Here is a 25,186-nt window from a genome sequence, read left to right on the forward strand (position 1 = left end):
GCCAACGTTATGACGCAAACATCCACTTCGCAAAAAGCCGTTGCCAATTGGTTACTCTTCGGCGTGTTCATGTTGATTATTCAAATATTATTAGGCGGCATCACCCGTTTAACGGGAAGCGGTTTAAGTATAACGGAGTGGGAAGTTGTAACAGGCACATTGCCGCCGCTGAACGAAACAAAGTGGCTGGAAGAATTTACAAAGTATAAAGGAACACCGCAATACCAATTACTCAATACTGATTTTACACTCAGCGATTTTAAATTCATTTTCTTTTGGGAATGGTTTCATCGTTTATGGGCAAGGGTAATGGGAATGGTGTTTGCCGTTGGCTTTATCTACTTTTTAGTGCGCCGGTATTTTAAACAGGAGATGATCAAGCCGTTACTCATTCTTTTTTTGTTGGGTGGGTTGCAAGGTGCCGTAGGTTGGATCATGGTAGCAAGCGGCTTAGTGGGCGATGCAGTATATGTTAAACCAACAAGACTGGCACTGCATTTTATTTTAGCAATGGGTTTGCTCTGTTATACGTTTTGGTTTGCATTACAGTTACGTGTAAAAAAAGAACAGATCACACACAACAGACCTATTCACAATTTTACAATGTGGTTATTGGTTTTGCTGGTTGTACAATTAATGTTTGGTGCATTAATGGCCGGGCATAAAGCAGCCACTGCTGCACCATCGTGGCCCATGATCAATACCGAATGGATACCTGCTGCGTTATTTAAAGATTCGCCATGGCTCATCAACTTTATTGAAAATAAGATCACCATTCATTTTGTACATCGTGGATTAGCCTACCTGCTCACTGCACTCATCATTGTTTGGTATTACAAAGCAGCCAAAGTAAAAGGCTCCGATCTGTTTCAGGTCACTCGTTTTCTTCCTTTGTTCCTTGTAGTTCTGCAGGTAATATTGGGCATTGCATCGGTGCTTACGTCGCCACAAATTATTCCGAACCGCTGGGGCTTGTTTGAGTGGATGGCGCAACTGCACCAACTGGTGGGTATGTTTCTTTTATTGAGTTTTATTTGGATCCTATATCTCGTTCGTAGAAAACAAACAGCATAATACAATTACTGCAAGCAGCGTTCTTACGTAAATTGTTTTCTTTTACGTAACTTCTGTCCCATGAAGAAATACCTGCTTGGCATATGGTATTCATTCCCTGTTCAATTGATCTTTCTGCACTTCCGGAAATATCAACTCATGTTGCTATTCTGGGTATTGCTGGCAAGTGCTGCGAGCGGTGGCTTTATGAGTGACTATGGTGCTAATTCACTTTTTCTTTCACCGGAATATTTAGGCGAAGTAAATTTTTTCAGCGCTTTTTTTGTTGGGGTTGCGTTTGGTGGTTTCGTTATGAGCTGGAACATTACAACATTTATTCTGTTCAGCAGTTACTTTAAATTTTTAGCCACTACTTCCAAACCATTTTTAAAATACTGCATCAACAACGCAGGCATACCGGTCATTTTTATTATCAATTACTTTATCCAGGTTGTTCGGTTTGGCAAATACAAAGAGCTGTTAGATAACGGTGAGATCATTTTGATCATGTTTGGCTTTATTGCCGGGCTTGTAGTATTTCTACTCTTCTCTATGCTGTATTTCTATGGTTCAGAGAAAGCCATCCTGCGTGATATGCAACCGGTGCTGAGAGATCCGCAACAATTCAAACAACAATTCAAACCACATCATAAGGCAGAAGATCATCAACAGGTAATTAAGGTTCAGTATTTTTTAACCAGCTTTCTTACCTACCGCAAAACAAGAAATGTAACACATTACAGTCGCTTGTTTCTGGATGTGATCTTTAAACGCCATCACTTTTCTGCAGTACTGGCGATCATTCTTGCGTTTCTCTTATTGATGGTTTATGGTTTGTTTCTCGACCGGCCTTCGTTACAGCTTCCTGCGGCGGCCAGCATCCTTGTTTTCTTCGCAATCCTCATTGGTGCATCAGGTGCGTTAGCACATTGGCTCGATACATGGAGCATTCCTGTATCAATACTTCTTGTCCTTATTTTTCATTTGCTATTCCGATACGAATACATTGATATCCGCAACAAAGCATTTGGTTTGAATTATGAAGATCGCAGCAAGCGACCTGTTTACTCGCTTGCATCAATGGTGAAACTGTGCACGCCTGAGCAAATGCAGAAAGACAGTTTGAATATGATTCGTGTACTTGAAAACTGGAAACGAAAACAGGCAGAAGAAAAACCGTTCTTTTATGTGATCAATGTAAGTGGTGGCGGAAACCGTTCTGCTACGTTTACGGTGAACATGTTGTGCAGGCTTGACAGTTTTATGAATGGTCAGTTAATGCAAAAGACTGCATTATTCTCCGGCGCATCAGGTGGCATGTTGGGGTTAACTTATTACAGGGAGTTATACCGCCAGCAGCAAAAAGGGAAACCACTATCATTTACTAATGAAATGGTTTCTGCTAATATTTCAAAAGACTTACTCAATCCTATTTTCTCGGCTTATGTTACGAGAGATCTTGTTACACCTGCGCAAAAATTTTCGGTTGGCCCTTACCGTTTTGTAAAAGACCGGGGTTATGCATTTGAACAACAGTTAAATTTCAATACAGGGAATATTCTTACTGATCAATTAACTGATTACCGAACTGATGAATTTGAGGCAAAAATTCCATTGGGCATTTTTAGCTCAACTGTTTCGCAGGACGGGCGAAAGCTGATGATCTGCAGTCAGCCCATCAGTTTTTTAATGCGGCCAAAATTCGATAGTACGAAAGGAATCACTGCCGAACCAGATGCAATTGATTACGCTGCTTTCTTTAAAGATCTTGATCCTTACAATCTCCGGATGCTTACTGCGCTTCGCATGAATGCGACATTCCCTTATGTATTGCCTAATGTATGGTTACCCACCAAACCAATTGTAGATGTAATGGATGCTGGTTTGCGTGATAATTTCGGACAGGAAATTACCTTACGCTTTCTCCATGTATTTGCAGATTGGATCAAAGAAAACACATCGGGTGTTGTTTTTATTCAAATACGTGACCGTAAAAAAGGAGAATGGCATGATGATCTGCGTGAACCGGGCGTGGGCGATATTCTTTACAAACCTGTTACAACCCTGCAGAATAACTTTTATAAAGTGCAGGATTATATGCAGGAAAGCATGCTCAGTTATTCAAAAGAAACAGTGCCAATAAACAGATTCATGTTTATGTATCAACCTTCTGCAAATAAAAAGGGAGCAGCACTCAGCTTTCATTTAACAGAACGGGAGAAGCTGGATATTTCAAGAGCTGTATTTGATAACACAAATGAACAGACCATTCAAAAGCTAATGCGCCTGCAGGAAACGCAACGTCCTGTTCAACTTGCTCAGGGCATTAATAAAGAATAAGCTGCCGGTAATACTTTTATGTGAAAGGATGGTGCAGTTGGTTTACCATCGCCATCAATATGAAAGGGTGCATTATCAGTATTGGTGATGATTAAATCAGCTGTCTGAAAATAAGTAATTCCTCTGCGTTTTGTAAAATCAGCAGTAAACCGGCCAAAACGTATATGCCATAAAATACGCATCAGTACAAAAAAGATATTTGTTTTTTCAACCGCTACAATATCAAGCAAGCCATCTTGCAAGCTTGCTTTAGGTGCAATGGTAAATTGATTGCCGAACTGATTGCTGTTAGCAATACTGATGAAGTAGGCCCTTAATTTCAGATCTGCTTCTTTTGCTTTTATGTCAAACCTATAGGTCTTTATTCGTTGCAGATTTTTTAATGTGAGCTGAATATATTTCTTCAATCCTCTTTTCTTTTCTCTGTCGAATTCATGTGCAACCTGCGCATCGAAACCAATGCCGCTCAGCATGCAGGAAAAATGATCGTTGATGAGAAATGCATCAACACGATGTGCATTTCCATTGAAAATAATATCGATCGCTTTATTTACATCTGTTGAAATACCTGCTGCCAGTGCTAACCCATTTCCCGACCCTCTCGGAATAATACCTATGTTCACAGGGAGATCTTTAATCGCTGCTACAATAGTACTGACGGTGCCATCGCCGCCGGCAATAACAACATCAGTTACAGCTTCACTTCTGATCTTTTCCTTGAGTGATGAATAATCGCCATCTGCCCGGCTATGCTCGATACTGAATTGTACAGCATCATTTTCGCAGCGTTCGGTAATGATCTCTGCCAGGGATTTTCCCTTTTGCACACCTGAACGTGGATTGAATAAAAAGATAAATCGTCGTTGCATTGCGTGGCAAAACTACAGGCGAAAATGTAAATTGTCGAAAAAAGCTCTAACGACGTGGATACAACACATCCCTGTTGTAGGCCCAGATCGCATCCTGCAAATAGCTGCCAGCCTTACGACGAAACAAAGAGCCAATAAGATTGATTGTGTTGCCGCCAATGACGGTGATATAACCCGGTGTTCGGTTTTTTTGCGCCACAATAATTCCTGTAATAACTGCGGCAGTGCCAAATATTGGTAGCACATTGCCAACACGTTTATTCTTGAGGTATTGTTTGTAGTATGCGGTAGCTTCAGGAGAAATAAGCATCAGGTTCTTCACCGTTTGCGGCTCCAGTAACGAACCATTCATTGTAATACGGTTGTTGAAGCGCAGGGTCTTTTGATTGTATTGCAACCGCAGGGAATCGATATTGAGTTGTGCGCTACTATCAAGAGCAACAACAAGAAACAATAAAAACATTAATGATCGTATCATGCTATAAAATATAAATAGGTGTTAGTTTTTCGGTTATTCATGACTGAAAGTATATTTTTCTGTGAAGATTTATTCTGTTTACTAAACTAATCATTAAACAAACATGGCTTGATCTGCTGATAACACAGTAAGGTTGTCTATCTGATGCCGTTGCCTTACATTTGCCGAAACTTACTATTGATAAATGCAACATCACAGCTTACGAATAACACTTTCGGTTTTACTAACAGGTGCTGCTTTTGTTTTCTTTGCACAATTCATGACCTTATCACTTAATGAAGATCAGCGTTTTTTTCTCATCGTACAGGCGTTGTTATTCTTATTTCTTTCTTCAGCAAATTATACCGATAGGAAAAAGGCATTGCTTGGAAAAGCGAAAACACATTTAGTTATACTCATCGTTCTTGCTGTCGTATTATCGATCAATGGATATTTCTTAGTGAAAAAAGGGAACATTGATGTCGCTACTTCTTCTTTACTTCATAAAAGTAATACGCATTAATCTAAGCATCTTTCGCTTACCATTTCAATAAAGCACTGGCCCAGGTAAAGCCACTGCCAAAAGCTGCAAGACACACAAGATCACCTTCGTTTATTTTACCAGCTTCCCATGCCTCGCATAATGCAATTGGTACCGATGCTGCTGTTGTGTTACCGTACTTCTGAATATTGTTATACACCTGGTCGTCTCTGAGTTTTAGTTTCTGTTGAACAAATTGTGCTATGCGCAGGTTTGCCTGGTGAGGTATCAACAGTTTCAGATCCGTTGCTTGATAACCGTTAGCAGTAAGCGCTTCCATAATTACTTCCGGAAATTTCACCACGGCTGTTTTAAATACAGCCGGGCCATCCATATTGGGAAAATTCTCAGCATTATCGATCATTGCATGACTCATAAACATATCCGCTATTTCAGTATCATTAAAACTTGCCAGATTTTCTTTCCAATGATTGGCATGCGTACCCGGGTTATACATCGCAAGAATTTCCGCATCACTTCCGTCGCTATGTAAATGTGTGCTGAGGATGCCACGGTTCTCATCAGCTGTTGGTTGTAACACAACAGCACCTGCACCATCGCCGAAAATTACACTGATATTTCTGCCTCTTGTACTAAAGTCTAATCCAAATGAATGCTTCTCTGCTCCAACAACTAATATGTTTTTATACATACCCGTTTTTATAAACTGATCGGCTACGGAAACAGCATAAACAAAACCGCTACATTGATTACGCACATCCAATGCACCCACTTGTTTCATTTTCATAGCACGCTGTAACAGCACCCCGCAACCGGGAAAATAATAATCGGGACTTAATGTAGCGAATACAATAAAATCAATATCCTGTGGAGTAATACCCGCACGTTCAATCGCAACCTTTGCTGCTTCCACCCCCATTGTAGTAGTTGTTTCTTCTGTTCGATGGGCGTAACGACGTTCTTTAATACCTGTGCGTTCCTGTATCCATTCATCGTTCGTATCCATGTATTTAGTAAGATCGTTGTTTGTAACAACGTTGGAGGGTACATACATACCAATCCCTGCTATTTTGCTGCGAACCATATGGCAATCAATTTTAAAGAAAGTTAGGAAATAGAACCGAAATGAAACTGTTACAAACAGAACCGTTACAAAAGCGCATTAAAAAAGGGGCATTGCCCCTTCTTAATTATTATTATTTGTGAAAGATCATGCCATGATTTCCCACACTTCATTACCACGTAAGAGTTTATCGAGATTGCCAACTCCTTTGGTTCCGATGGCTTCATCAATCTGTAGTTGCATCACATCTTCGTAGCAGGCACGCTCCGTTTCGTAAAACACACCAAATGGACGAGGTAAATGACCGGCAATACGAGGATCATCAAACATGCGTACCAATATCTGTGCTTTGTAAAAATCTTTTTCATTATGGATCCACAGATCATCTTTGCTAAATCCTTCATCGAGGTTAACGATGACCGGACTAAAGCCATCAAGCTTGATCCCTTTATTTTTTGCAGCACCAAACACTAATGGCTCACCATGTGTAAGGAATAATGTTTCATCCTGCTTGCTTGATTTTTCAGTAAACACTTCAAATGCTCCATCGTTAAAAATGTTACAGTTCTGATAAATTTCAAGGAAGGATGCACCTTTATGCTGCTGACTGCGGATGAGCGTTTCCTGTAAATGTTTAGGGTCACGATCCATGCTGCGTGCAATAAATGTTGCATCGGCACCCATAGCCAAAGCCAACGGATTGAACGGATGATCTATACTACCCATTGGTGTACTCTTGGTCACTTTCTTTTCCTCAGAGGTAGGTGAATACTGACCCTTTGTTAACCCATAGATCTGATTATTGAACAAAAGAATATTTACATCAAAGTTGCGGCGTAACAAATGGATCGTATGATTACCACCAATACTCAAGCCATCACCATCGCCGGTAACGATCCATACACTCAGTTCAGGTCTTGCTGCTTTTAATCCGCTGGCAACTGCAGTTGCACGACCATGGATCGAATGCATACCATACGTATTCATATAATAGGGGAAACGACTGCTGCAGCCGATACCACTTACGATCACTATATTTTCTTTGGGGATACCAAGTGTTGGCATCACTTTCTGTACCTGTGCTAAAATGGAATAATCACCACAACCCGGGCACCAGCGAACTTCCTGGTCGGTTGCAAAATCCTTAGCGGTAAGGGCAGGGGCGGTCGTTACTTCACTCATAGAATTGTATTGCCTCAAATTTACGCAGAAATTCAACTGCACAGCATTTTAAACAACTGTAATTGATCATTTCGATATTAATTCTTCCCAATATTCTGCGGCTCTTCTTGTGTGCGGAATCACGATTGTGCCACCAACTATATTTGCCACGGCAAAGATCTCATACATCTGTTCGGTACTGATCCCCTCTTCATGACATTTGCCGAGATGATATTTGATGCAGTCATCACAGCGTAATACCATGCTGGCAACCAGACCCAGCATTTCTTTTGTTTGGGTTGAAAGGGCACCTTCAGCATAAGTATTAGTATCGAGGTTCCAAAGGCGTTTGATCACAAGGTTGTCTTTGCTCAAGATCACCTCATTCATTTTGGTGCGATAGTCATTAAACTTTTGTACAAGATTGCTCATAGCTTATTTTTTGCCAAAGATATTTGATTGCATTGCTGAAAAAACAAAACCCCCGATGTATCGGGGGCTTGTTAATCGGTATCTAAACAAGATTAGTAACGGTTATTGCTGAAGCTTCTGTTACCGGAGAAAGAACGACGGTCGCTATTGCTGCGTTCTTCACGTGGTTTGGCTTCTGTTACTTTAATTGCACGGCCTTCCACCATACCACCATCGAGTTCGCTGATTGCTGTTTTAGCAGCTGCATCATCACTCATTTCCACAAATCCAAAACCACGGCTGCGGCCTGTGAATTTGTCGTTGATCACTTTAGCACTGGTTACATCACCATAGCTTTCAAAAAATCCTCTTAAGTCATCATCAGTTACGTTGAAGCTTAAGTTAGAAACATAAATGTTCATGTTGTTAATTAAACATTGAATTAAAAAATCTGAGCAAATACGGGCGTAAAAGATGACTAACTATTAGCAGATCCTTCGATAAACTCAGGACAAGGGCGTAGCAGATAATACGATTCACTTACAAAACACTGTATAACTCAAAATAACGGCGCAAAGATAAGGGGATACTGCTGCAGGAATATCGTAAATACCCTTTAAAGGCTCTGTTTAAACTTTTTTTTAAAATTTTTTACGGCTAATGAGTCCCAATTAATGCATTAAACCACAATTGCTTATCTGCGCTTAATACGAACCCTGAATCGTAGATTAACGATACCCTGTAAGAAAAATACTGAAAAAGATTAGGATAATTTAAAACTACCTTATACTTTTGCTAAGCATTTACCCCTAGAGAACGATACATACAACACTAAATAGCTAATTCTCAGCTGTTTTTTTACCATCGCACTTCTTAGGGTATTTACTAGAAAACTAAACGTACCCGTACCATGAAACAAAAATTTACCCCCGTAATTTGTGCAATTGTTATTGCCCTCACTTTTCTCTCAAACAACATTTTCGCCCAATCTTTATTAACTGGTGAGTATCCAGGAGCTTATGAATCTCTTTTGGGTGTTCGTTACCGTAAAATGAATTTTGGAAACAGTAACCAAAGTGCTGCAGTATTTACAGGTATTCCTGATCTTACAAACGGCAACAAAGCAACAGGCGATTTAACTTATGGCACTGCCGGTTCGTTTTCATTCACCATTACGTTTAACAGCGGCAACAACACATTCACAACTGTAACAACCGTTAACGGCAACCCTACAAGCTCATCATTCGCAAACGTGTCTGGTAATTTATCAAGTGCCGGTAAGATTGCTTCTGCAAACAATATTAATATGTTGACATTGGCTATTAAAACGCCAAACAACGGAACTATAACCGTATCTGATCTTACAATCGATGGGATGCCTATCATCGGTAGCTATACCCGCAGCAACTCAAACGGTACTTCAAACTGGTATATGCCATCATCGGCTTTAACCGGCGGTTTTGTGGTTACAGGTACAGTTACCATGTCTGGAACAATGGGTAACGGTAATGAAGCTCAATTAGTAGAATTAGGTTTTGCTAATTCATCTTCAGCTCCTGGTCCTCTTCCTGTAGTTTGGGGTGGTTTTGCAGGTAAACGTGTAAACAGTGCAACTGTTGGTTTACAGTGGAGAACATTACAAGAACAAAATGCATCACACTACAATGTACAACGTTCTGAAGATGGTATCCGTTTCCGTACGATTGGTATGGTAATGGCGCAAGGTACTACTGCTTCAATTACTGATTATACTTTCAATGATAAGAACGCAACCGGTACGATGTATTACTACCGTTTGCAACAGGTTGATTTTGATGGCAGCATTGACTACTCTTCAATCATTAAACAAGGTAACGGTGGTCAACAAACTTTGGTTGGTGGTTTAGGCAGCAACAAGATCATGGTTCAGTTCTTCAGCAACGATACCCGTAACCTCCGCATCGTGAACAACAGCGGTATCATCGTAAAACAAATCAACAGCACTACACAGCAACAGGTGTTAGATGTAAATAATCTGCCTGTAGGTGTGTACGCTTTACAAATCATAAACAGCGACGGTACTTCAGAAGTACACCGCTTTGTAAAATAATTTCTAGGTTCTCTTATGGTACGGATCTGAGGGCAGCAGTTTCTACTTCAGCCTGAACGAGATCTAAAGAAAAAGCCCCACATATTTAATGTGGGGCTTTTCTGATTTTATTACTGAAGTGATTATGCAGTGACTGCTTCACCATATAATTCCTGCTGCAGTTGTTTTACTCTTGCATCTTCCAGGTATTCATCAAAGGTTGTAAGTTTATCGATGATACCGCCAGGCGTTAACTCAATAATACGATTAGCTGTTGTATGCATGAACGTGTGATCATGCGATGTTAATAACACCACACCTTTATATTCTATACATTGTTCGTTGAAGCTTTGAATACTTTCCAGGTCAAGATGGTTGGTTGGCTGATCTAATATAATTACGTTCGGATTCTGCATCATCATTTTACTAACCATACAACGCACTTTTTCACCACCACTCAGCACATTGGTCTTCTTCATAATATCATCACCACTAAACAACATCTTGCCTAAAAATCCACGAAGAAAAGGTTCATCTGCATCAGTTACATGACTGGGCACATATTGACGCAACCATTCCATCAAATTCAACCCTTCGGTAAAGAAGCTGTTGTGTTCAACAGGCAAATATGCTTTTGTAATGGTTGATCCCCATTCGTAAGCACCGTGATCAGCAATTTCTTCTGCATTAATAATATCGAAGAAATGAGTGACCGCCAAAGGATCTTTACTTACGATAGCGATCTTATCGCCTTTGTTAACTGTAAAGTTTACTTTATCGAAAAGCACACGGCCATCAATTGACTTTTTCAGATTTTCGACATTCAGGATCTGGTTTCCTACTTCACGCAATGGCTGAAAAATAATACCGGGGTATTTTCTGTTTGATGGTTCAATTTCCTCAATCGTGAGTTTTTCCAAAGCTTTCTTACGGGAAGTGGCCTGCTTACTTTTAGAAGCGTTTGCACTGAATCGGGCAATAAAGTCGAGCAAAGCCTGGCGTTTCTCTTCTGTTTTCTTGTTTTTGTCGCCCATCTGGCGTGCCATCAATTGGCTGCTTTCGTACCAGAAGCTATAGTTACCGGTGAAGACTTTAATCTTTGAACGGTCCACATCGGCCACATGCGTACAAACAGCATCAAGAAAGTGACGATCATGACTCACCACCAATACAATATTTTCATAATCAGCCAGGAAGTTCTCCAACCAGCCGATTGTTTCAATATCCAAACCGTTGGTCGGTTCATCGAGCAACAGAATGTCGGGGTTACCAAACAATGCCTGCGCCAATAACACTCTCACTTTCAGGTTACTGGGAATTTCCTTCATCAAACTCTGGAGATATTCTTCTTTAATACCCAGCCCGCTTAAAAATGCGGCAGCGTCACTTTCGGCTGTGTAACCACCCATTTCACCGAATTCGCCTTCCAGTTCACCTGCACGCATACCGTCTTCTTCGCTGAAATCGGGTTTCAGGTAGATCGCATCTTTTTCCTGCATCACTTCCCACATTTTCTTGTGGCCCATGAGAACCGTGTTCAACACCGTTTGCTCATCGAACTCGAAGTGGTTCTGTTTCAATACCGCCATGCGTTCGCCGGGGGTAATTTCAACGGTTCCTTTGTTGGGTTCAATTTCGCCGCTGAGGATCTTTAAAAAGGTACTCTTGCCGGCACCGTTGGCGCCAATTACACCGTAACAATTGCCCTTGCTGAAGTTGATATTCACTTCATCGAACAACACCCGCTTACCGTAGGAGAGGGTTATATTTCTTGCACTGATCATAGTTGTGATTGTTGCTCACTGATTGCACAGACGTTCACAGATGTTTGTTTCTGTGGGCTTTCATGTCATCAGTAAGATTTTTGAAGCTGCGAAGGTATGGAAAAACAGGCAGGGAAAGGGTTTGAAAGTAATTAAACTCGTTGGTTCAAAAGGATTAAAAAAGCAAAAGCCCCGGTTAAATAACCGGGGCTTTTTGATATTTATTTTTATACTACTATTTGTTACCGCCAAATTTATAGATGCCGGTAAGTCCTAAATGACTTGTTGTAATACCATCTTTGCTAAGACCATTGTAGTTTAATGCTATCTGAATTTTATTGGTATTAAATCCAATTTGAGGTTGCCAGTTAAAACCTGTTACAGATTCGCTATAAGCAGTAAAAATCCCTATTCCTGCCTGTGCACCAATGAAAAATTTAGGCGTAGCGTAATAACGAGCACCTACAAGAACAGGAATAAGACTTGTATTAGGATACACAATTGATATGCCTGATTCAGTAACAGACTTGCCGAGAAAATGATTATAGCCAGCAGAGATTATACCACTTGCTTTTTCAGAAAAACCATATTCGCCTTGTAATTCTCCTCCAATGCTCATGGTACTTGTGTTACTGAAATCACCAACTGCAAGACCAAGACGAAGACCAGCCCCGAATTGAAATCCGGATGGAGCCTGAGCGTTAACACTAATTGTTGTGCTTACAACGATTGCAAAAAGTAAGAATGCTTTTTTCATGTGAATTTTAATTTGAGCGCAAAAAAAAGTGAATGTAGCTGAACAAAAAAATAAAATTTCTAACTGTTATATATAGCCGCACTTATTAAAAAAATGACACAGTTATGAATACTTGACCGTGTATTTACTATTAAAAAATGATGAAATGCACATGATAAACAGAATAGACTTTCAGCTTGATTATTCAAATTAGATTTGACGAATGCAACGTTGCTAAGAAATGAGTTGTCAGTATGAGAACTAAAGAAGCTTATTTGTGAGAAATACTTTCCTTATTATACTGTTCACAGTTACTCTCTTTTCGTGCAATAAAGATAATGGACTTGAAAATTTAAGAAACCAGGTTGCCGGTAAATGGGAAATAGAGAAAAGAGTATGCGGGTTATGTATGACTCCACTTACAATATATCCGGAAGGAAACGGTAATATAATTGTACTGCTTATCGATGGAACATTTGAACGACGCCTTCACGATTCATTGATTTTTAAAGGCAAGTTCTTTCTAAACAAAAGTAACGAATGTGGTAAGCCGGATTCAGATATTTCATTATCTACAAATGAAAGTTCAATTACAACGCCTCTTTTTGTTCAAATAGTAGCGGGCAAGTTGCAACTAAACACTCCCTCTTGTTATGCCGACGGTGCCGGCACAACGTACAGACGAATACAATAAAGATGAGTAAGGATATGTTGTACGTCCGTTTACCTGGATCAAGTTGATAATTCAGTTCATTATTCTTTCTTTACTTCTCTTTTAAAGAGGTATAGGTAATCGCTATTGTCAGTACTGTTACTCACAGCATGTACTAATTTCCAACCTTGTTTACCCATATAATTTAACGCATCAACAGCTGACTTAAATCGTATCAGGTTATTACTGCTATCCCGAAGCCGCTTACCAAGCCGATGCATCACATCATCATCATTACCTTCATCAATCGTAATGGTTGTTCCTTCAGTAATAATGGAATAATAGATTTTCACCGTGCAATACTGTTCAATTGTATTTGTTTGCTGCGCCATAACAAACAATGTCATGAAGGATATCATGATTGTAATAAAAAGATGTTTCATCTGATTTTTTCAGTAATCTAATTACTCAAATGAAAACTTACCGTTAAAACAAAAGCTGCTGCACTTCCAGTACAACAGCTTTTGCAGTTTATTAACGTGTAATATAACGTTACAATTTCTTGATCTTGATATTCCTGAACCATACTGCATTATCATGATCCTGCAATACGATCTTTCCTTTTTTAAATGTACCGAAGCCGGGCCATTGTTTAAACTTGCTTGCTGCGATCATCTTTGTCCAGTTGTCATCCCACATGGTGGTGGTTACAACTGTAACACCATTCAAACGATGTTCAAGTTTGCCATCTTTAATAATGATCTCTGCAAGGTTCCATTCGCCAACAGGCTTTACTGTCTCCGGTGTAGCGGAAATCAAATCATACAAATCACCTGCACGGTGCTTGTTGATCTTTGCATCGGGATGCCCATTGTTATCCAGCACCTGCATTTCAGGACCTGATTCATAGGGATGCTTAAACTTTGCCGTATCCTCGTTAGAAAGAAAAATGATACCGCTGTTTCCGTTTGGAGAGATCTTCCACTCAATTTTTAAATGAAAGTTTTCATATTCTTCATCAGTAAGGATATCACCGCCGTCAACTATTTTTCCATCTTGTCTTACTGAAGTATCAAGATGCAATGTGCCATCCACCACTTTCCATGCATTGCCAGCCGACGTGCCGCCATACTTGTGCCATCCTTTGGTAGTTTGTCCGTCGAATAGCGATACCCAACCATCCTTCACTTCCTCATCAGTTAATAGAGGTGGTGTTGCGGCAGGTAGTTCTGCTGTTGAGGTATCATTTGTGTTTGAAGTTTCGCCTTCATTATTACAGGAAGCAAATAAACCCATGGCTGCAATCATTAAAATTGAACGAATCATGTTTATTTGTTTTTAAGTAACAGAATATATTTTACCATTTGTTCTGCGTCAGCAATATTTACTGCAGCATTTGGCGGCATAGCCACATCACCCCATACACCGCTACCACCTTTCACTACTTTCTCCGCAAGCATTTTAATATTTGCTTCTGTTGCTTCATATTTATTTGCTACATCACGGTAAGCAGGGCCAATTACTTTTTCATCGATCTTATGACAGGTTAAACAAAGGTTTTCAGGTTTGGCAACAAGGGCAAGACCTTTTTCATAATCAGGATTATCACTTGGCGAAGGAGGAGTTGCTTCTGCTTCCTGCTTTGCTTCTTCTTTTGGTTGCTCTTTATTTTCTGTACCGGCGCCACCACAGGCAATTAGTGCAAGCATAACAGCTGAGGTAAATAAAATCTTTTTCATGTGTATTTTTTTTATTTTTTTGAAAATTGTCACATAGAATTCGCCATGAAATTTTCATCGCAGTTGATAAACTTTAGCTCGAAATTTTTATGACTCATTTCATGATCTATTGTTTTAAAGTTGAAAATTTGATTAATCGAGACCTAAAATACGACGGTTAGAAGCAACATCGCTTCCACTACCCGCAAAATCATCGAATGTTTTATCAGTTACACGAATGATATGGTTTTTAATAAATTCGGCTCCTTCTCTTGCACCATCTTCCGGATGCTTAATACAACATTCCCATTCCATCACTGCCCAGCCATCGTAACCATACTGTGTGAGTTTGCTGAAGATGGTTTTGAAGTCAACTTGTCCATCACCAGGCGAACGGTAACGACCTGCTCTGTTCAACCAACTTTGATAACCGCCAAATGTTCCCTGGCGACCGCTTGGATTAAATTCTGAATCTTTTACATGAAATGCTTTGATGCGCTCATGATACAGATCGATGTATTCAATGTAATCAAGTTGTTGCAATACAAAGTGCGATGGATCGTATAACAAACATGCACGTTTGTGGTTGTTTACTTTTTCTAAAAACATTTCATACGTAATACCATCAAACAGATCTTCACCCGGATGAATTTCATAACATACATCAACACCGCATTCATCGAAGTAATTCAAAATCGGCAACCAACGTTTTGCTAACTCCTTGAAACCTTCATCGACCAAACCTTCAGGACGTTGCGGCCACGGATGAAATGTGTGCCACAACAACGAACCACTGAATGTTGCATGAGCGGTAATACCTAAGTTCTGTGATGCTTTTGCACCATACATTAATTGTTGCACAGCCCACTCCTGTCTTGCTTTTGGATTGCCTTTTACTTCATCGGCAGCAAATGCATCGAACATGGTATCATATGCAGGATGTACCGCAACAAGTTGTCCTTGCAGGTGTGTACTGAGTTCAGAAATTTCTAAACCATAACTGTTGATCTTTCCTTTCAACTCGTCAGCATAGGTTTTACTTTCTGCAGCGAGCTTTAAATCGATCAATCGTTTTTCCCATGTTGGAATTTGCACTGCTTTAAAACCAAGTGATGCAGCCCATTCGCAGATTGTTTCCAAACTGTTGAAGGGCGCTTTATCGCCCATGAACTGCGCTAAGAATATAGCTGGCCCTTTTATTGTTTTCATTTTTTAAAAAATCAATTACTGATTAAACAACAAACTCTTTCCACTTCACATCACTCTGTCCACTCTCAATCACATTATTTACAAACGCCATTCCACGCACACCTTCGTTAACACTTGGGAAATCGAGCCACTCTTCTTTTGGTTGTTCGCCATTTATTTTTGCACGAACAGTTAATACAAAGTTGCGATAAAGATTGCCAAATGCTTCTAAGTAACCTTCCGGATGACCGGCGGGTACCCTTGTATTATGTGCAGCAAAGGAACTGTTGTAACCACCGCCTGTTCTGTAGATCTCTGCTGGTTTATCGAGCCACTTTACCAATAATGTATTTGCATCTTCCTGCTTCCATTCAATGCCACCCTTTTCACCATACACACGGATCTTCACATTGTTCTCCTCACCTGCTGCAATTTGCGTTGCCATCAATACACCTGTTGCACCATTGTTGAATTTTAAGAATGCAGCACCATCATCATCAAGCATCCTTCCTTCAACAACAATATTCGTATTGGAACAAAGATGTGTTACTTCTAAACCGGTAACATATTCTGCAAGATTAAAAGCATGGGTGCCGATATCGCCCATTGCACCTGCTTTACCACTTTTCTTGGGATCGGTTCTCCAACTGGCTTGTGCATTTCCTGCTGCTTCAAGTAAGGTACTAAGCCAACCTTGCGGATACTCCACATAAACCTTTCTGACTTTACCCAATGCTCCGCTTTTCAGCAATTGCTTTGCCTGTTTCACCATTGGATAACCGGTGTAGGTATGACAAAGCAATAATGTCAACCCGGTTTCATCCAGTTTTGCTTTGATCTGTTTTGCTTCTTCTAATGTAAATGTGATCGGCTTTTCAATTACTACATTAAATCCTTTTTCTAACGCCATCATTGCAGGATCGAAATGCACAAAGTTGGGCGTAACAATACTTACAAAATCAATGCGCTTATCAGCAGGCATTGCTGCTTCTTTTTCCAGCAATACTTTATAATCTGTATAAATTCTGCTCTCATCAAGGAACAACAGTTTCCCTGATTCAACTGCAACTTCAGGGTTCACACTTAATGCGCCTGCAACAAGTTCAGCCTGTCCGTCCATATTCATAGCAAGGCGATGTACTGCACCAATGAAGGCATCTTTACCACCACCGATCATGGCCATTCTTAATTTTCTGTTCATAGTATCAATCGTTCTAAAATGAAAAAAGATTTTTTTTGTTATCGTCGTTTGGTTCTTTGTGTTGCTGTTGTTGCGTCGCACACGTATACTGCAACAAATCTATTCGTCAACCCACCCCCTTTCAGTTATTATCATTGGTAAGACCCAGCGCCACCTCCAAAGAGGGGATGAACTCACTCATCACTCATCACCATCCCGTTCTATACTCCCTCTTTACAAACTGATTGGCTTCATCAAAGTTCGTGATCTTCATATTCGCAGCATCCCACAATAATTTTTTGCGACCAAGATATTTATCGCCCCAACCTGTGAGTTTCGGATTCTTGATCATCCATGATCGTATTGCAAGATTACCCATTAATATACTTTCAGTAAACGGACCTGCATATTCAAATGGTGAACTTGTTTCTCCATTACCATAGCCAGCCATACAAGCATTTACCCATTGTACATAGTGACCTTCGGGCACACGTTTCAATGTTTGTTTTGGCAATTTATCTTCTTTCATTCGTTTGGTTGGCAATAACGTTGGTTTCTCACCATAGCAACCGCTCATCATCTTGCCTTTTGTTCCTTCAAAGATCACACCGCCATCCCAGTTACCCATTGCTTCATCTGGTAATAACTCCTCCGGACGTTTTGGTAATAAACCACCATCCATCCAGGTAACTTTTATCTGGCCCTTTCCATCGGTACGTGGATAGTTGAGATGAATTATGGATGCCGGCGGACAGCTGTCAATATATCCTGCTTCTGTCCATGCTGCAGTAAACTGATTTGGCAAACTGCATTCTACTTCGTTAGGATATAGAATAGGTAAGATGCGATAAATAGGATCCATAATATGACAAGCCATATCGCCCAATGCACCTGTACCAAACGACCACCAACCTCTCCAGTTAAATGGATGATAAGCCGGGTTATAATCTTCATATTTTGCAGTACCTACCCACAGATCCCATTTGAAGTTTGCAGGAACAGCATGTGTGCCGGTTGGTTTTGCCAAACCTTGTGGCCATACCGGTCGGTTGGTCCATGCATTTACGCTGGTTACTTTACCAATAAGACCGGCATCATACCATTCTTTCATTAAACGTACACCATCGCCACTACCACCCTGGTTACCCATTTGTGTAACCACTTTATATTTTTTTGCAGCTTCAGTGAGCATGCGTGCTTCGTAAATATCGTGTGTTAACGGCTTTTGCACATAAACGTGTTTGCCCATTTCCATGGCAGCTAACGTTGCAATAGCATGTGTATGATCTGGAGTTGATACTGATACTGCATCAATATTATTTTTTTCTTTCTCCAGCATTTCACGGAAATCGTAATAAAATTTCGCTTTCGGGAAACGCTTAACAGAAGCTGCAGCCTGTGCTTCATCCACATCGCAAAAAGCTACAATATTTACTTTCGGACTCTTCGCAAATTCAGCCAGATCACTGGCACCTTTACCACCGGCACCAATACCGGCAATATTTAAGCGGTCACTCGGTGCGATATAACCTGGCCCTCCTAATACATGTCGTGGTACAATAAAGAAACCTGCTGCAGCAATAGTTCCGGTACGTAGAAAATCCCGTCTTGTTTTGTTGTTGCTCATGTAAGTTGTTTATGGGTCAAATAAAATATTATGCCTTGGCATCAAACGAAACACATTCTTTTAATTCCTTTTCGGTGTAAGCCAATCCGTATTGTTTCAACACATCATCAGGAACACCATTCCATTGGTTAGGTCTGTTACCTATATAGCCGAGATCTTTTACACCAATCTCTGATGTATAAAAACCTGTAGAGGTTAAGTTGCGCATGAGATTGAAAAATGCAACCCCCTGTTTCATTTCCGGTTTTGCCTTTTCAGGATAGGCGATATCATCAACAATAGCGATCTGTTGTTGTGCACTGCAATCTTTAAATGCTTTTTGAAAACGTTTACTGCTTTCCAGATCGAGCCAACGCAAACCACCACGCATAGGAGTTTTGTTTTGCGGCATATCTTTTACAATAAACTCAATAAAATCAGGCACACCTGCTTCACTTGCACTGCCACTTACTTCATCTTTCGGAATAATGATATCTGCAAGTATGGTGATAGTGGCCATTTCGTGTGGCGTAAAGAATGTTTCCGCCATCAGCTTCGCTTCAATCTCTGCTTCCACTTTTGTACGATCGATCGTACTTGCAGGCGTTGTTGAAGATGAAGCTTCTGGTGCGTTTGCTTTTTCATCAGCTGTTTTACATGCATCAACCAATACCGATGATGCAACTGTACCAACTAAAATGGCTTTGATGGAATCTCTTCTTTTCATGTTGTATTTCGTTAGAGATTATTTTTTTTAAGTTGATCAACAATGTATTCACTTGCACGCATGCTCAATGCCAAAATTGTCCACGTGATATTCTTATCGGCCTGCGATACAAATGCAGCACCATCAACTACAAACAGGTTTTTACAATCGTGTGCCTGGTTGTATTTATTCAATGCACTTTTTTTAGGATCGTTACCCATGCGTGCAGTTCCTGCTTCATGAATAATTTTTCCCGGTGCTTCCAATCCATAATCATTTTCAGGACCATCATCGCCACCCCAGGTAATGACGGCACCCATATTGTGCATCACTTCTTTAAAGGTTTCCTTCATGTGCTTCGCCTGCTTTATTTCATGCTCACTCCACTTTACATTAAACTTCAGAACAGGAATACCATACTGGTCTACTACATCCGGGTCTATTTTACAATAATTACTTTCTAAAGGAATGGCTTCACCACGGCCGGCCATACCAACATTGGCACCATAGAAATAACGTTGATCTTCTTTCAACGAAGCACCATATCCACCGGCTTCTTTTTGTTTACCTGCAACGGCATATTTGCCATTCAACATTTGAATATTCATCCCAAAACCATAAGCAGGTTGACCCATGCCACCCCAGTATTCAATATGATAACCACGTGGGAAATCAAGCTTCTTATTATCTAACCACCACGGCGAATACACATGCATGCCGCCTACACCATCTTCATTGTATTTTTTACGACCGAAGAGTTTGGGTAATACACCACCTAATGCAGCACCGGTACTGTCGTGCAAATATTTACCAACCACATCGCTGCTGTTCGCTAATCCGTTTGGATGACGTGGCGATTTTGAGTTGAGTAATAATCGTGATGTTTCACAGGCACTTGCAGCAAGGATCACCACTTTACCATTTACCTGGTACTCGTTGAGATCATCTTTGTTTACATAACTAACGCCTGTTGCCAGCCCTTCTTTATTCGTAAGTACTTCACGTGCCATCGCATTTGCAATAACATCAACATTTCCGGTTTTAAGTGCAGGATAGATTAATACGTTGGTGGATGAGAAGTCGGCTTTTGCCATGCTGCAGTTACGTCCGCATTGCGAACAATAAAAACAAACACCTCTTTCAGTTGTGCTTTCTATTTTTTTTGTGAGAATCGATAAGCGTGAAGGAATCACTTTAACACCAGCCTGGGTTGCTGCGCTCTTTATAAACAGTTCATGCAAACGTGGTTTAGGTGGTGGAAGAAAAAATCCATCAGGATCATTTTCCAAACCTTCGTTAGTACCAAATATGCCGATGAGTTTATCTACTCTGTCGTAATAAGGTTTTACATCATCATAACCAATTGGCCAATCATCACCCAAGCCATCAATACTTCTGCGTTTAAAATCTTTTGGACCAAAGCGGAGAGAAATACGGCCCCAATGATTGGTACGTCCACCTAACATACGAGCACGCCACCAATCCCATTTTGTTCCTGCTTCTTTTGTATATGGTTCGCCATCAAGTTCCCATCCACCATAGCATGCATCAAAATCACCAAATGGACGATGCTTGGTACTGGCGCCACGACGTTTACTCTCCCACGGATTTTTTAATTGTGTGATGTTTTTCTGTGGATCATACATGGTGCCTGCTTCGAGCAAACACACTTTCAATCCTGCTTTACTTAACTCGTAGGCAGCCATACCGCCACCTGCGCCTGAGCCAACTATTACAACATCGTAACTTTTGGGCTGAACTTTTACCTGGAAATCTCCCATGACATGCAATTGGTTTGAAGGTTCTAAAGGTAATGACTTAATGAAAACAACAAATTCAAAATACGTACTTATGATACAATCATTGTTAAAAATGATGCGGTAAGATAAAATAGTAATTAATGATTGTAAGCATAGTTTGATATTCATTAACATTTCAAACTTTTGCAATTCCTCTTTAAAAATTTCAGGTTTCTCAATTGGGAAATAGCCTAAATTTATTTTTTCTTCGACCAACCTAAACTTTAAACGATTGTAGAATGAATTCCATTAACCGTAATCAACTATTTCTTGGCAGTTGCCTTGCATTATTAGTTACCTCTTTATCATTTGGCATCAGGGCAGGTATTCTTGGGAAACTGGGAACAGATTTTAATTTAAGTGCTACACAATTAGGTACGATAGCTGCCACAGCTTTTTGGGGCTTCCCACTTGCTGTAATCATCGGCGGGCTGGTTGTTGATTTCATTGGCATGAAGCGATTGTTAGAACTTGCTTTTTTCTTTCACCTTGCAGGTATTTTACTAACCATTTTTGCCGGCGGCTTCTGGAGCTTATTCTTTTCCACGCTATTAGTTGGTATCGCTAACGGTACTGTGGAAGCAGCATGTAATCCATTGGTAACTACATTATACCCCGATAATAAAACCACCAAGTTAAATCACTTCCATCTGTGGTTCCCCGGCGGCATTGTTATAGGAACGTTGATCAGTTATTATTTCTCAAAATTTGGTATCAGCTGGCAGGTGCAGGTGGGTACAATGCTCATACCCACGCTTATCTATGGATTTCTGTTTTTAAAATTAAAGTTCCCGGTTACAGAACGTGTAGCTGCTGGTATAAGCACCGGTGAGATGTATAAATCATTGGGCAATCCATTATTTATCTTCATGATCATCTGTATGTTTGGTACGGCTATCACTGAATTGTTCACTGGCCAATGGATCGATGTATTACTTCGAAATGTTACAGACAACGCTCTTCTCATCCTTACTGTAACCACGCTGGTTATGGTGATAGGGCGGGGCTTTGCAGAACCAATTGTTCATCGGCTTTCACCAACAGGTGTATTACTTATATCAGCTATTTTATCTGCTGCAGGTCTGTATTTATTAGGACACAGCAGTGGCAACACTCTTTTCATAGGAGCAATTGTGTTTGGAATGGGTGTGTGCTTTTTCTGGCCAACCATGTTGGGATTTGTAGCAGAATATTTACCAAAGACGGGAGCTGTGGGGCTAAACCTGATGGGTGGTGCCGGTATGTTTGCCGTTTCTGTTTATATGATGTTTATGGGTAAGTTTTATGATGAAAAGCTCATCGCCAAGCTTCCTGCAAATTCAAACTTAGTCGACTACAATGCTGCAGCTGCAGATTCTGAAATGGGAAAAGCATTAGCGCAGGCAAAAGTTACAGCTGGACCGGAAATCATTAATGCCACTCTCATTATACCCATAATATTAATTATTGCATTTGCTGGTTTATACTTTTACATGCGTGGCAAAAGCAAACAAAGTTTAACAACTGCATAAAACTATTATTCAACTAACATTAATCAGCAATTAATGCTTGGTACCATAGGCTTAATATTCCTTAACATTTCAAACGATTGCAATAACAACTCTAAAAAAATCGGTTCCCGCAATGCAGAAATACCCTAAATTTAAGACCTCATACCAAGCTGTGGTTGAGCCAATATTCAGCCATTGTATTTTTGAACTTTAACCAACCACTTAAATCGATTGCGCATGTCTTCTACTACCCGTGTACAGCTTTCCCTAATGATGTTTCTTGAGTTCTTTATCTGGGGAGGATGGTTTGTAACATTGGGTACTTTCTTAAATAACAACTTGTCTGCATCCGGCGCTGAATCAGGACAGGTTTTCTCAACACAATCATGGGGCGCTATTATTGCTCCGTTTATTATCGGGTTAATTGCTGATCGTTTTGTAAATGCAGAAAAGATCCTTGGTGTACTGCATATCATAGGGGCAGTGTTGATGTACCAGATGTACAATGCCGATAATATCGCCGTTTTCTATCCTTATGTATTAATATACATGATCTGCTACATGCCTACACTGGCATTGGTAAACTCTGTATCATTCAATCAAATGAAAAATCCGGAAAAAGAATTTTCAGTGATCCGTTTGTTTGGTACACTCGGCTGGATCGCTGCGGGTTTGTTGATCAGTTATCTGTTTCATTGGGATTCTGCAGAAGGAACAAAGGAAGGTTTATTGAAAAATACATTCCTGCTTTCAGGTGTTGCATCATTAGTACTTGGTTTATTCAGTTTCACGTTGCCAAAAACTCCTCCTAAAGGGAAAGGCTCAAAAGTTACTGTAAACGATATTCTTGGTTTGGATGCATTAAAACTGCTGAAGGATAAAAACTTTCTCATCTTTTTTATCTCTTCCATTCTTATCTGTATTCCACTGGCTTTCTATTACCAGAATACAAATTCTTTTCTTTCAAGCATCGGCGTTGAAAACCCAACCGGTAAAATGACGATTGGCCAGGGATCGGAAGTATTATTCCTGTTGTTATTACCCGTATTCTTTAACCGCTTTGGTTTTAAGAAAACAATTTTAGTAGGTATGCTGGCATGGGCAGTACGATATGTGTTGTTTGCATACGGCAATGCCGGCGATCTTACTTTTATGTTACTAATAGGCATCGCCCTGCATGGTATTTGCTACGATTTCTTCTTTGTATCCGGACAGATCTATACCGATTCAAAAGCAGGCGAACAACATAAAAGTGCAGCACAGGGACTAATTACATTGGCTACTTATGGTTTGGGTATGTTGATAGGTTTTGCAGTGGCAGGAAAAATTACCGATAGCTACAAATTAGCAGACGGAACATTGGATTACAAAATGGTTTGGCTCATTCCGGCAGGAATTGCTTTTGTGGTATTTCTGATTTTTGCCTTGCTGTTTAAAAATGAAAAAACAAATAAGACCGCTTAATTTTTTAAAGAATACAGTATTCATGTCAAAACAATCATCAAGAAGAGAAGCCATTAAGAAATTTGCTGCAGCAACAGTTGCTGTTACTGCAGGTAATGCTGTAAGTGCAGGTACAATAGAAAGAGTTATGGGAGAAGATAATTATAAATTAAAAGGGAACATCAACCATTCGGTTTGTAAATGGACACATAGTTACTTATCACTCGAAGAATTATGTGTGGAAGTAAAAAAGATGGGCTTTTCAGCTATTGATCTGCTTACACCCGATGAATGGCCCATTGCAAAAAAACATGGCATCCACTGCTCCATGTGCTATACCAAAGGCAAGATCAGTTTAACAGAAGGCTGGAATGATAAAAAAAATCATCCACAGCTTATTGCTGCTTTTACAGAAACCATTCCTTTGGTGGCTGAAGCAGGTTATCAAAACCTCATCTGCTTCAGCGGTAACCGGAATGGCATGGATGAGGAAACCGGTTTGCAGAACTGTGTGGAAGGTTTGAAACAGATCATGCCCTTGGCAGAAAAGCATAACGTCATCATTCAGATAGAAGTTTTCAACAGCAAAGTTGATCATAAAGATTATATGGCCGATAATACAAAGTGGACGATTGAATTGTGTAAACGTCTTGGTTCACCCAACTTCAAGATCCTGTATGATATTTATCACATGCAGATCAGCGAGGGCGATATAATTCATACGATCAAACAGAATCATCAATACTTTGGTCATTACCATACAGCCGGTGTTCCCGGTCGTCATGAGATCATTGAAAACCAGGAACTGTATTACCCGGCTATTATGAAAGCTATTCTTGAAACAGGTTACAAAGGATATGTGGCGCAGGAATATATACCTACCGGAAAAACAAAAGAAGAAAAAATTGCTGCATTGAAAGATGCGGTAAGGAGATGTGATGTGTGAGGAACATCAGCCGTGAATCGTCACCTGTGAGTTGA

Annotated in this window: 23 protein-coding genes; 7 read left to right on the forward strand and 16 right to left on the reverse strand. The window is 40.2% G+C overall.

Going from position 1 to position 25,186, the window contains the following annotated elements; translation table 11 throughout:
* Positions 1 to 9 precede the first annotated feature (9 nt).
* Positions 10 to 1,074, forward strand: coding sequence for a COX15/CtaA family protein (locus H4075_RS20530; RefSeq protein ID WP_182802679.1), 1,065 nt, complete (start codon positions 10 to 12; stop codon positions 1,072 to 1,074).
* 60 nt (positions 1,075 to 1,134) lie between these two features.
* Entirely contained in the window at positions 1,135 to 3,393 is a 2,259-nt protein-coding gene (locus H4075_RS20535) for a hypothetical protein (protein WP_182802680.1), read from the forward strand.
* Here H4075_RS20535 and H4075_RS20540 read toward each other — a convergent pair.
* A complete protein-coding gene (locus H4075_RS20540; protein WP_182802681.1) occupies positions 3,372 to 4,262 on the reverse strand; it encodes a diacylglycerol/lipid kinase family protein in 891 nt (296 codons plus the stop codon). The two genes, H4075_RS20535 and H4075_RS20540, sit on opposite strands and share 22 nt — an antisense overlap.
* Positions 4,263 to 4,308: 46 nt before the next feature.
* Positions 4,309 to 4,740 carry a hypothetical protein gene (locus tag H4075_RS20545; RefSeq protein ID WP_182802682.1) on the reverse strand — a complete coding sequence of 144 codons (432 nt, stop codon included), beginning with the start codon at positions 4,738 to 4,740 and terminating at the stop codon, positions 4,309 to 4,311.
* A 184-nt stretch (positions 4,741 to 4,924) separates the two neighbouring features.
* Here H4075_RS20545 and H4075_RS20550 point away from each other — a divergent pair, with 184 nt between their 5' ends.
* Positions 4,925 to 5,242 carry a hypothetical protein gene (locus tag H4075_RS20550; protein ID WP_182802683.1) on the forward strand — a complete coding sequence of 106 codons (318 nt, stop codon included), beginning with the start codon at positions 4,925 to 4,927 and terminating at the stop codon, positions 5,240 to 5,242.
* A 16-nt stretch (positions 5,243 to 5,258) separates the two neighbouring features.
* Here H4075_RS20550 and H4075_RS20555 read toward each other — a convergent pair whose 3' ends face one another.
* From H4075_RS20555 to H4075_RS20570, 4 genes are all read right to left on the reverse strand, one after another.
* Positions 5,259 to 6,305 carry a 3-oxoacyl-ACP synthase III family protein gene (locus H4075_RS20555; RefSeq protein WP_182802684.1) on the reverse strand — a complete coding sequence of 349 codons (1,047 nt, stop codon included), beginning with the start codon at positions 6,303 to 6,305 and terminating at the stop codon, positions 5,259 to 5,261.
* A gap of 126 nt (positions 6,306 to 6,431) precedes the next feature.
* Complete coding sequence (locus tag H4075_RS20560) at positions 6,432 to 7,466, reverse strand: 2-oxoacid:ferredoxin oxidoreductase subunit beta (protein WP_182802685.1); 1,035 nt, start codon at positions 7,464 to 7,466, stop codon at positions 6,432 to 6,434.
* A 66-nt stretch (positions 7,467 to 7,532) separates the two neighbouring features.
* Positions 7,533 to 7,877: a carboxymuconolactone decarboxylase family protein gene (locus tag H4075_RS20565; RefSeq protein WP_182802686.1), complete on the reverse strand. Its 345-nt coding sequence runs from the start codon at positions 7,875 to 7,877 to the stop codon at positions 7,533 to 7,535.
* Positions 7,878 to 7,969: 92 nt separating this feature from the next.
* Positions 7,970 to 8,278, reverse strand: coding sequence for an RNA recognition motif domain-containing protein (locus H4075_RS20570; protein ID WP_182802687.1), 309 nt, complete (start codon positions 8,276 to 8,278; stop codon positions 7,970 to 7,972).
* Positions 8,279 to 8,766: 488 nt separating this feature from the next.
* On the opposite strand from H4075_RS20570, the gene H4075_RS20575 reads away from it, so the two are divergent.
* A complete protein-coding gene (locus H4075_RS20575) occupies positions 8,767 to 9,945 on the forward strand; it encodes a T9SS type A sorting domain-containing protein (RefSeq protein WP_182802688.1) in 1,179 nt (392 codons plus the stop codon).
* Between the two features lie 122 nt (positions 9,946 to 10,067).
* Here the strand turns inward: H4075_RS20575 and H4075_RS20580 are convergent, their stop codons facing one another.
* The 10 genes from H4075_RS20580 to H4075_RS20625 form a co-directional block, all read right to left on the reverse strand.
* Positions 10,068 to 11,708, reverse strand: coding sequence for an ABC-F family ATP-binding cassette domain-containing protein (locus H4075_RS20580; RefSeq protein WP_182802689.1), 1,641 nt, complete (start codon positions 11,706 to 11,708; stop codon positions 10,068 to 10,070).
* A 214-nt stretch (positions 11,709 to 11,922) separates the two neighbouring features.
* Positions 11,923 to 12,444 carry a hypothetical protein gene (locus tag H4075_RS20585; RefSeq protein ID WP_182802690.1) on the reverse strand — a complete coding sequence of 174 codons (522 nt, stop codon included), beginning with the start codon at positions 12,442 to 12,444 and terminating at the stop codon, positions 11,923 to 11,925.
* 732 nt (positions 12,445 to 13,176) lie between these two features.
* Complete coding sequence (locus H4075_RS20590) at positions 13,177 to 13,482, reverse strand: hypothetical protein (RefSeq protein WP_182802691.1); 306 nt, start codon at positions 13,480 to 13,482, stop codon at positions 13,177 to 13,179.
* 145 nt (positions 13,483 to 13,627) lie between these two features.
* Complete coding sequence (locus H4075_RS20595; RefSeq protein WP_182802692.1) at positions 13,628 to 14,401, reverse strand: 3-keto-disaccharide hydrolase; 774 nt, start codon at positions 14,399 to 14,401, stop codon at positions 13,628 to 13,630.
* A 2-nt stretch (positions 14,402 to 14,403) separates the two neighbouring features.
* Positions 14,404 to 14,814, reverse strand: coding sequence for a c-type cytochrome (locus H4075_RS20600; protein WP_182802693.1), 411 nt, complete (start codon positions 14,812 to 14,814; stop codon positions 14,404 to 14,406).
* Between the two features lie 132 nt (positions 14,815 to 14,946).
* On the reverse strand, positions 14,947 to 16,002 hold the full coding sequence (locus tag H4075_RS20605) for a sugar phosphate isomerase/epimerase family protein (RefSeq protein ID WP_182802694.1): 1,056 nt from the start codon (positions 16,000 to 16,002) through the stop codon (positions 14,947 to 14,949).
* A 22-nt stretch (positions 16,003 to 16,024) separates the two neighbouring features.
* Positions 16,025 to 17,182, reverse strand: a complete 1,158-nt coding sequence (locus H4075_RS20610; RefSeq protein ID WP_182802695.1) for a Gfo/Idh/MocA family protein — start codon at positions 17,180 to 17,182, stop codon at positions 16,025 to 16,027.
* A 187-nt stretch (positions 17,183 to 17,369) separates the two neighbouring features.
* The gene (locus H4075_RS20615; RefSeq protein WP_182802696.1) at positions 17,370 to 18,788 is read right to left on the reverse strand and encodes a Gfo/Idh/MocA family protein; all 1,419 of its coding nucleotides are present in this window, start codon (positions 18,786 to 18,788) and stop codon (positions 17,370 to 17,372) included.
* A 28-nt stretch (positions 18,789 to 18,816) separates the two neighbouring features.
* Complete coding sequence (locus H4075_RS20620; RefSeq protein ID WP_182802697.1) at positions 18,817 to 19,494, reverse strand: gluconate 2-dehydrogenase subunit 3 family protein; 678 nt, start codon at positions 19,492 to 19,494, stop codon at positions 18,817 to 18,819.
* Between the two features lie 11 nt (positions 19,495 to 19,505).
* On the reverse strand, positions 19,506 to 21,254 hold the full coding sequence (locus tag H4075_RS20625; protein WP_182802698.1) for a GMC family oxidoreductase: 1,749 nt from the start codon (positions 21,252 to 21,254) through the stop codon (positions 19,506 to 19,508).
* Positions 21,255 to 21,511: 257 nt separating this feature from the next.
* On the opposite strand from H4075_RS20625, the gene H4075_RS20630 reads away from it, so the two are divergent.
* From H4075_RS20630 to H4075_RS20640, 3 genes are all read left to right on the forward strand, one after another.
* Entirely contained in the window at positions 21,512 to 22,783 is a 1,272-nt protein-coding gene (locus H4075_RS20630) for an MFS transporter (protein WP_182802699.1), read from the forward strand.
* Between the two features lie 216 nt (positions 22,784 to 22,999).
* On the forward strand, positions 23,000 to 24,226 hold the full coding sequence (locus H4075_RS20635; RefSeq protein WP_182802700.1) for a nucleoside permease: 1,227 nt from the start codon (positions 23,000 to 23,002) through the stop codon (positions 24,224 to 24,226).
* Positions 24,227 to 24,248: 22 nt separating this feature from the next.
* Complete coding sequence (locus H4075_RS20640; RefSeq protein WP_182802701.1) at positions 24,249 to 25,151, forward strand: hydroxypyruvate isomerase family protein; 903 nt, start codon at positions 24,249 to 24,251, stop codon at positions 25,149 to 25,151.
* Positions 25,152 to 25,186: the final 35 nt, after the last annotated feature.

This window comes from Lacibacter sediminis (assembly GCF_014168535.1).
GTDB classification, from domain to species: Bacteria; Bacteroidota; Bacteroidia; order Chitinophagales; family Chitinophagaceae; genus Lacibacter; species Lacibacter sediminis.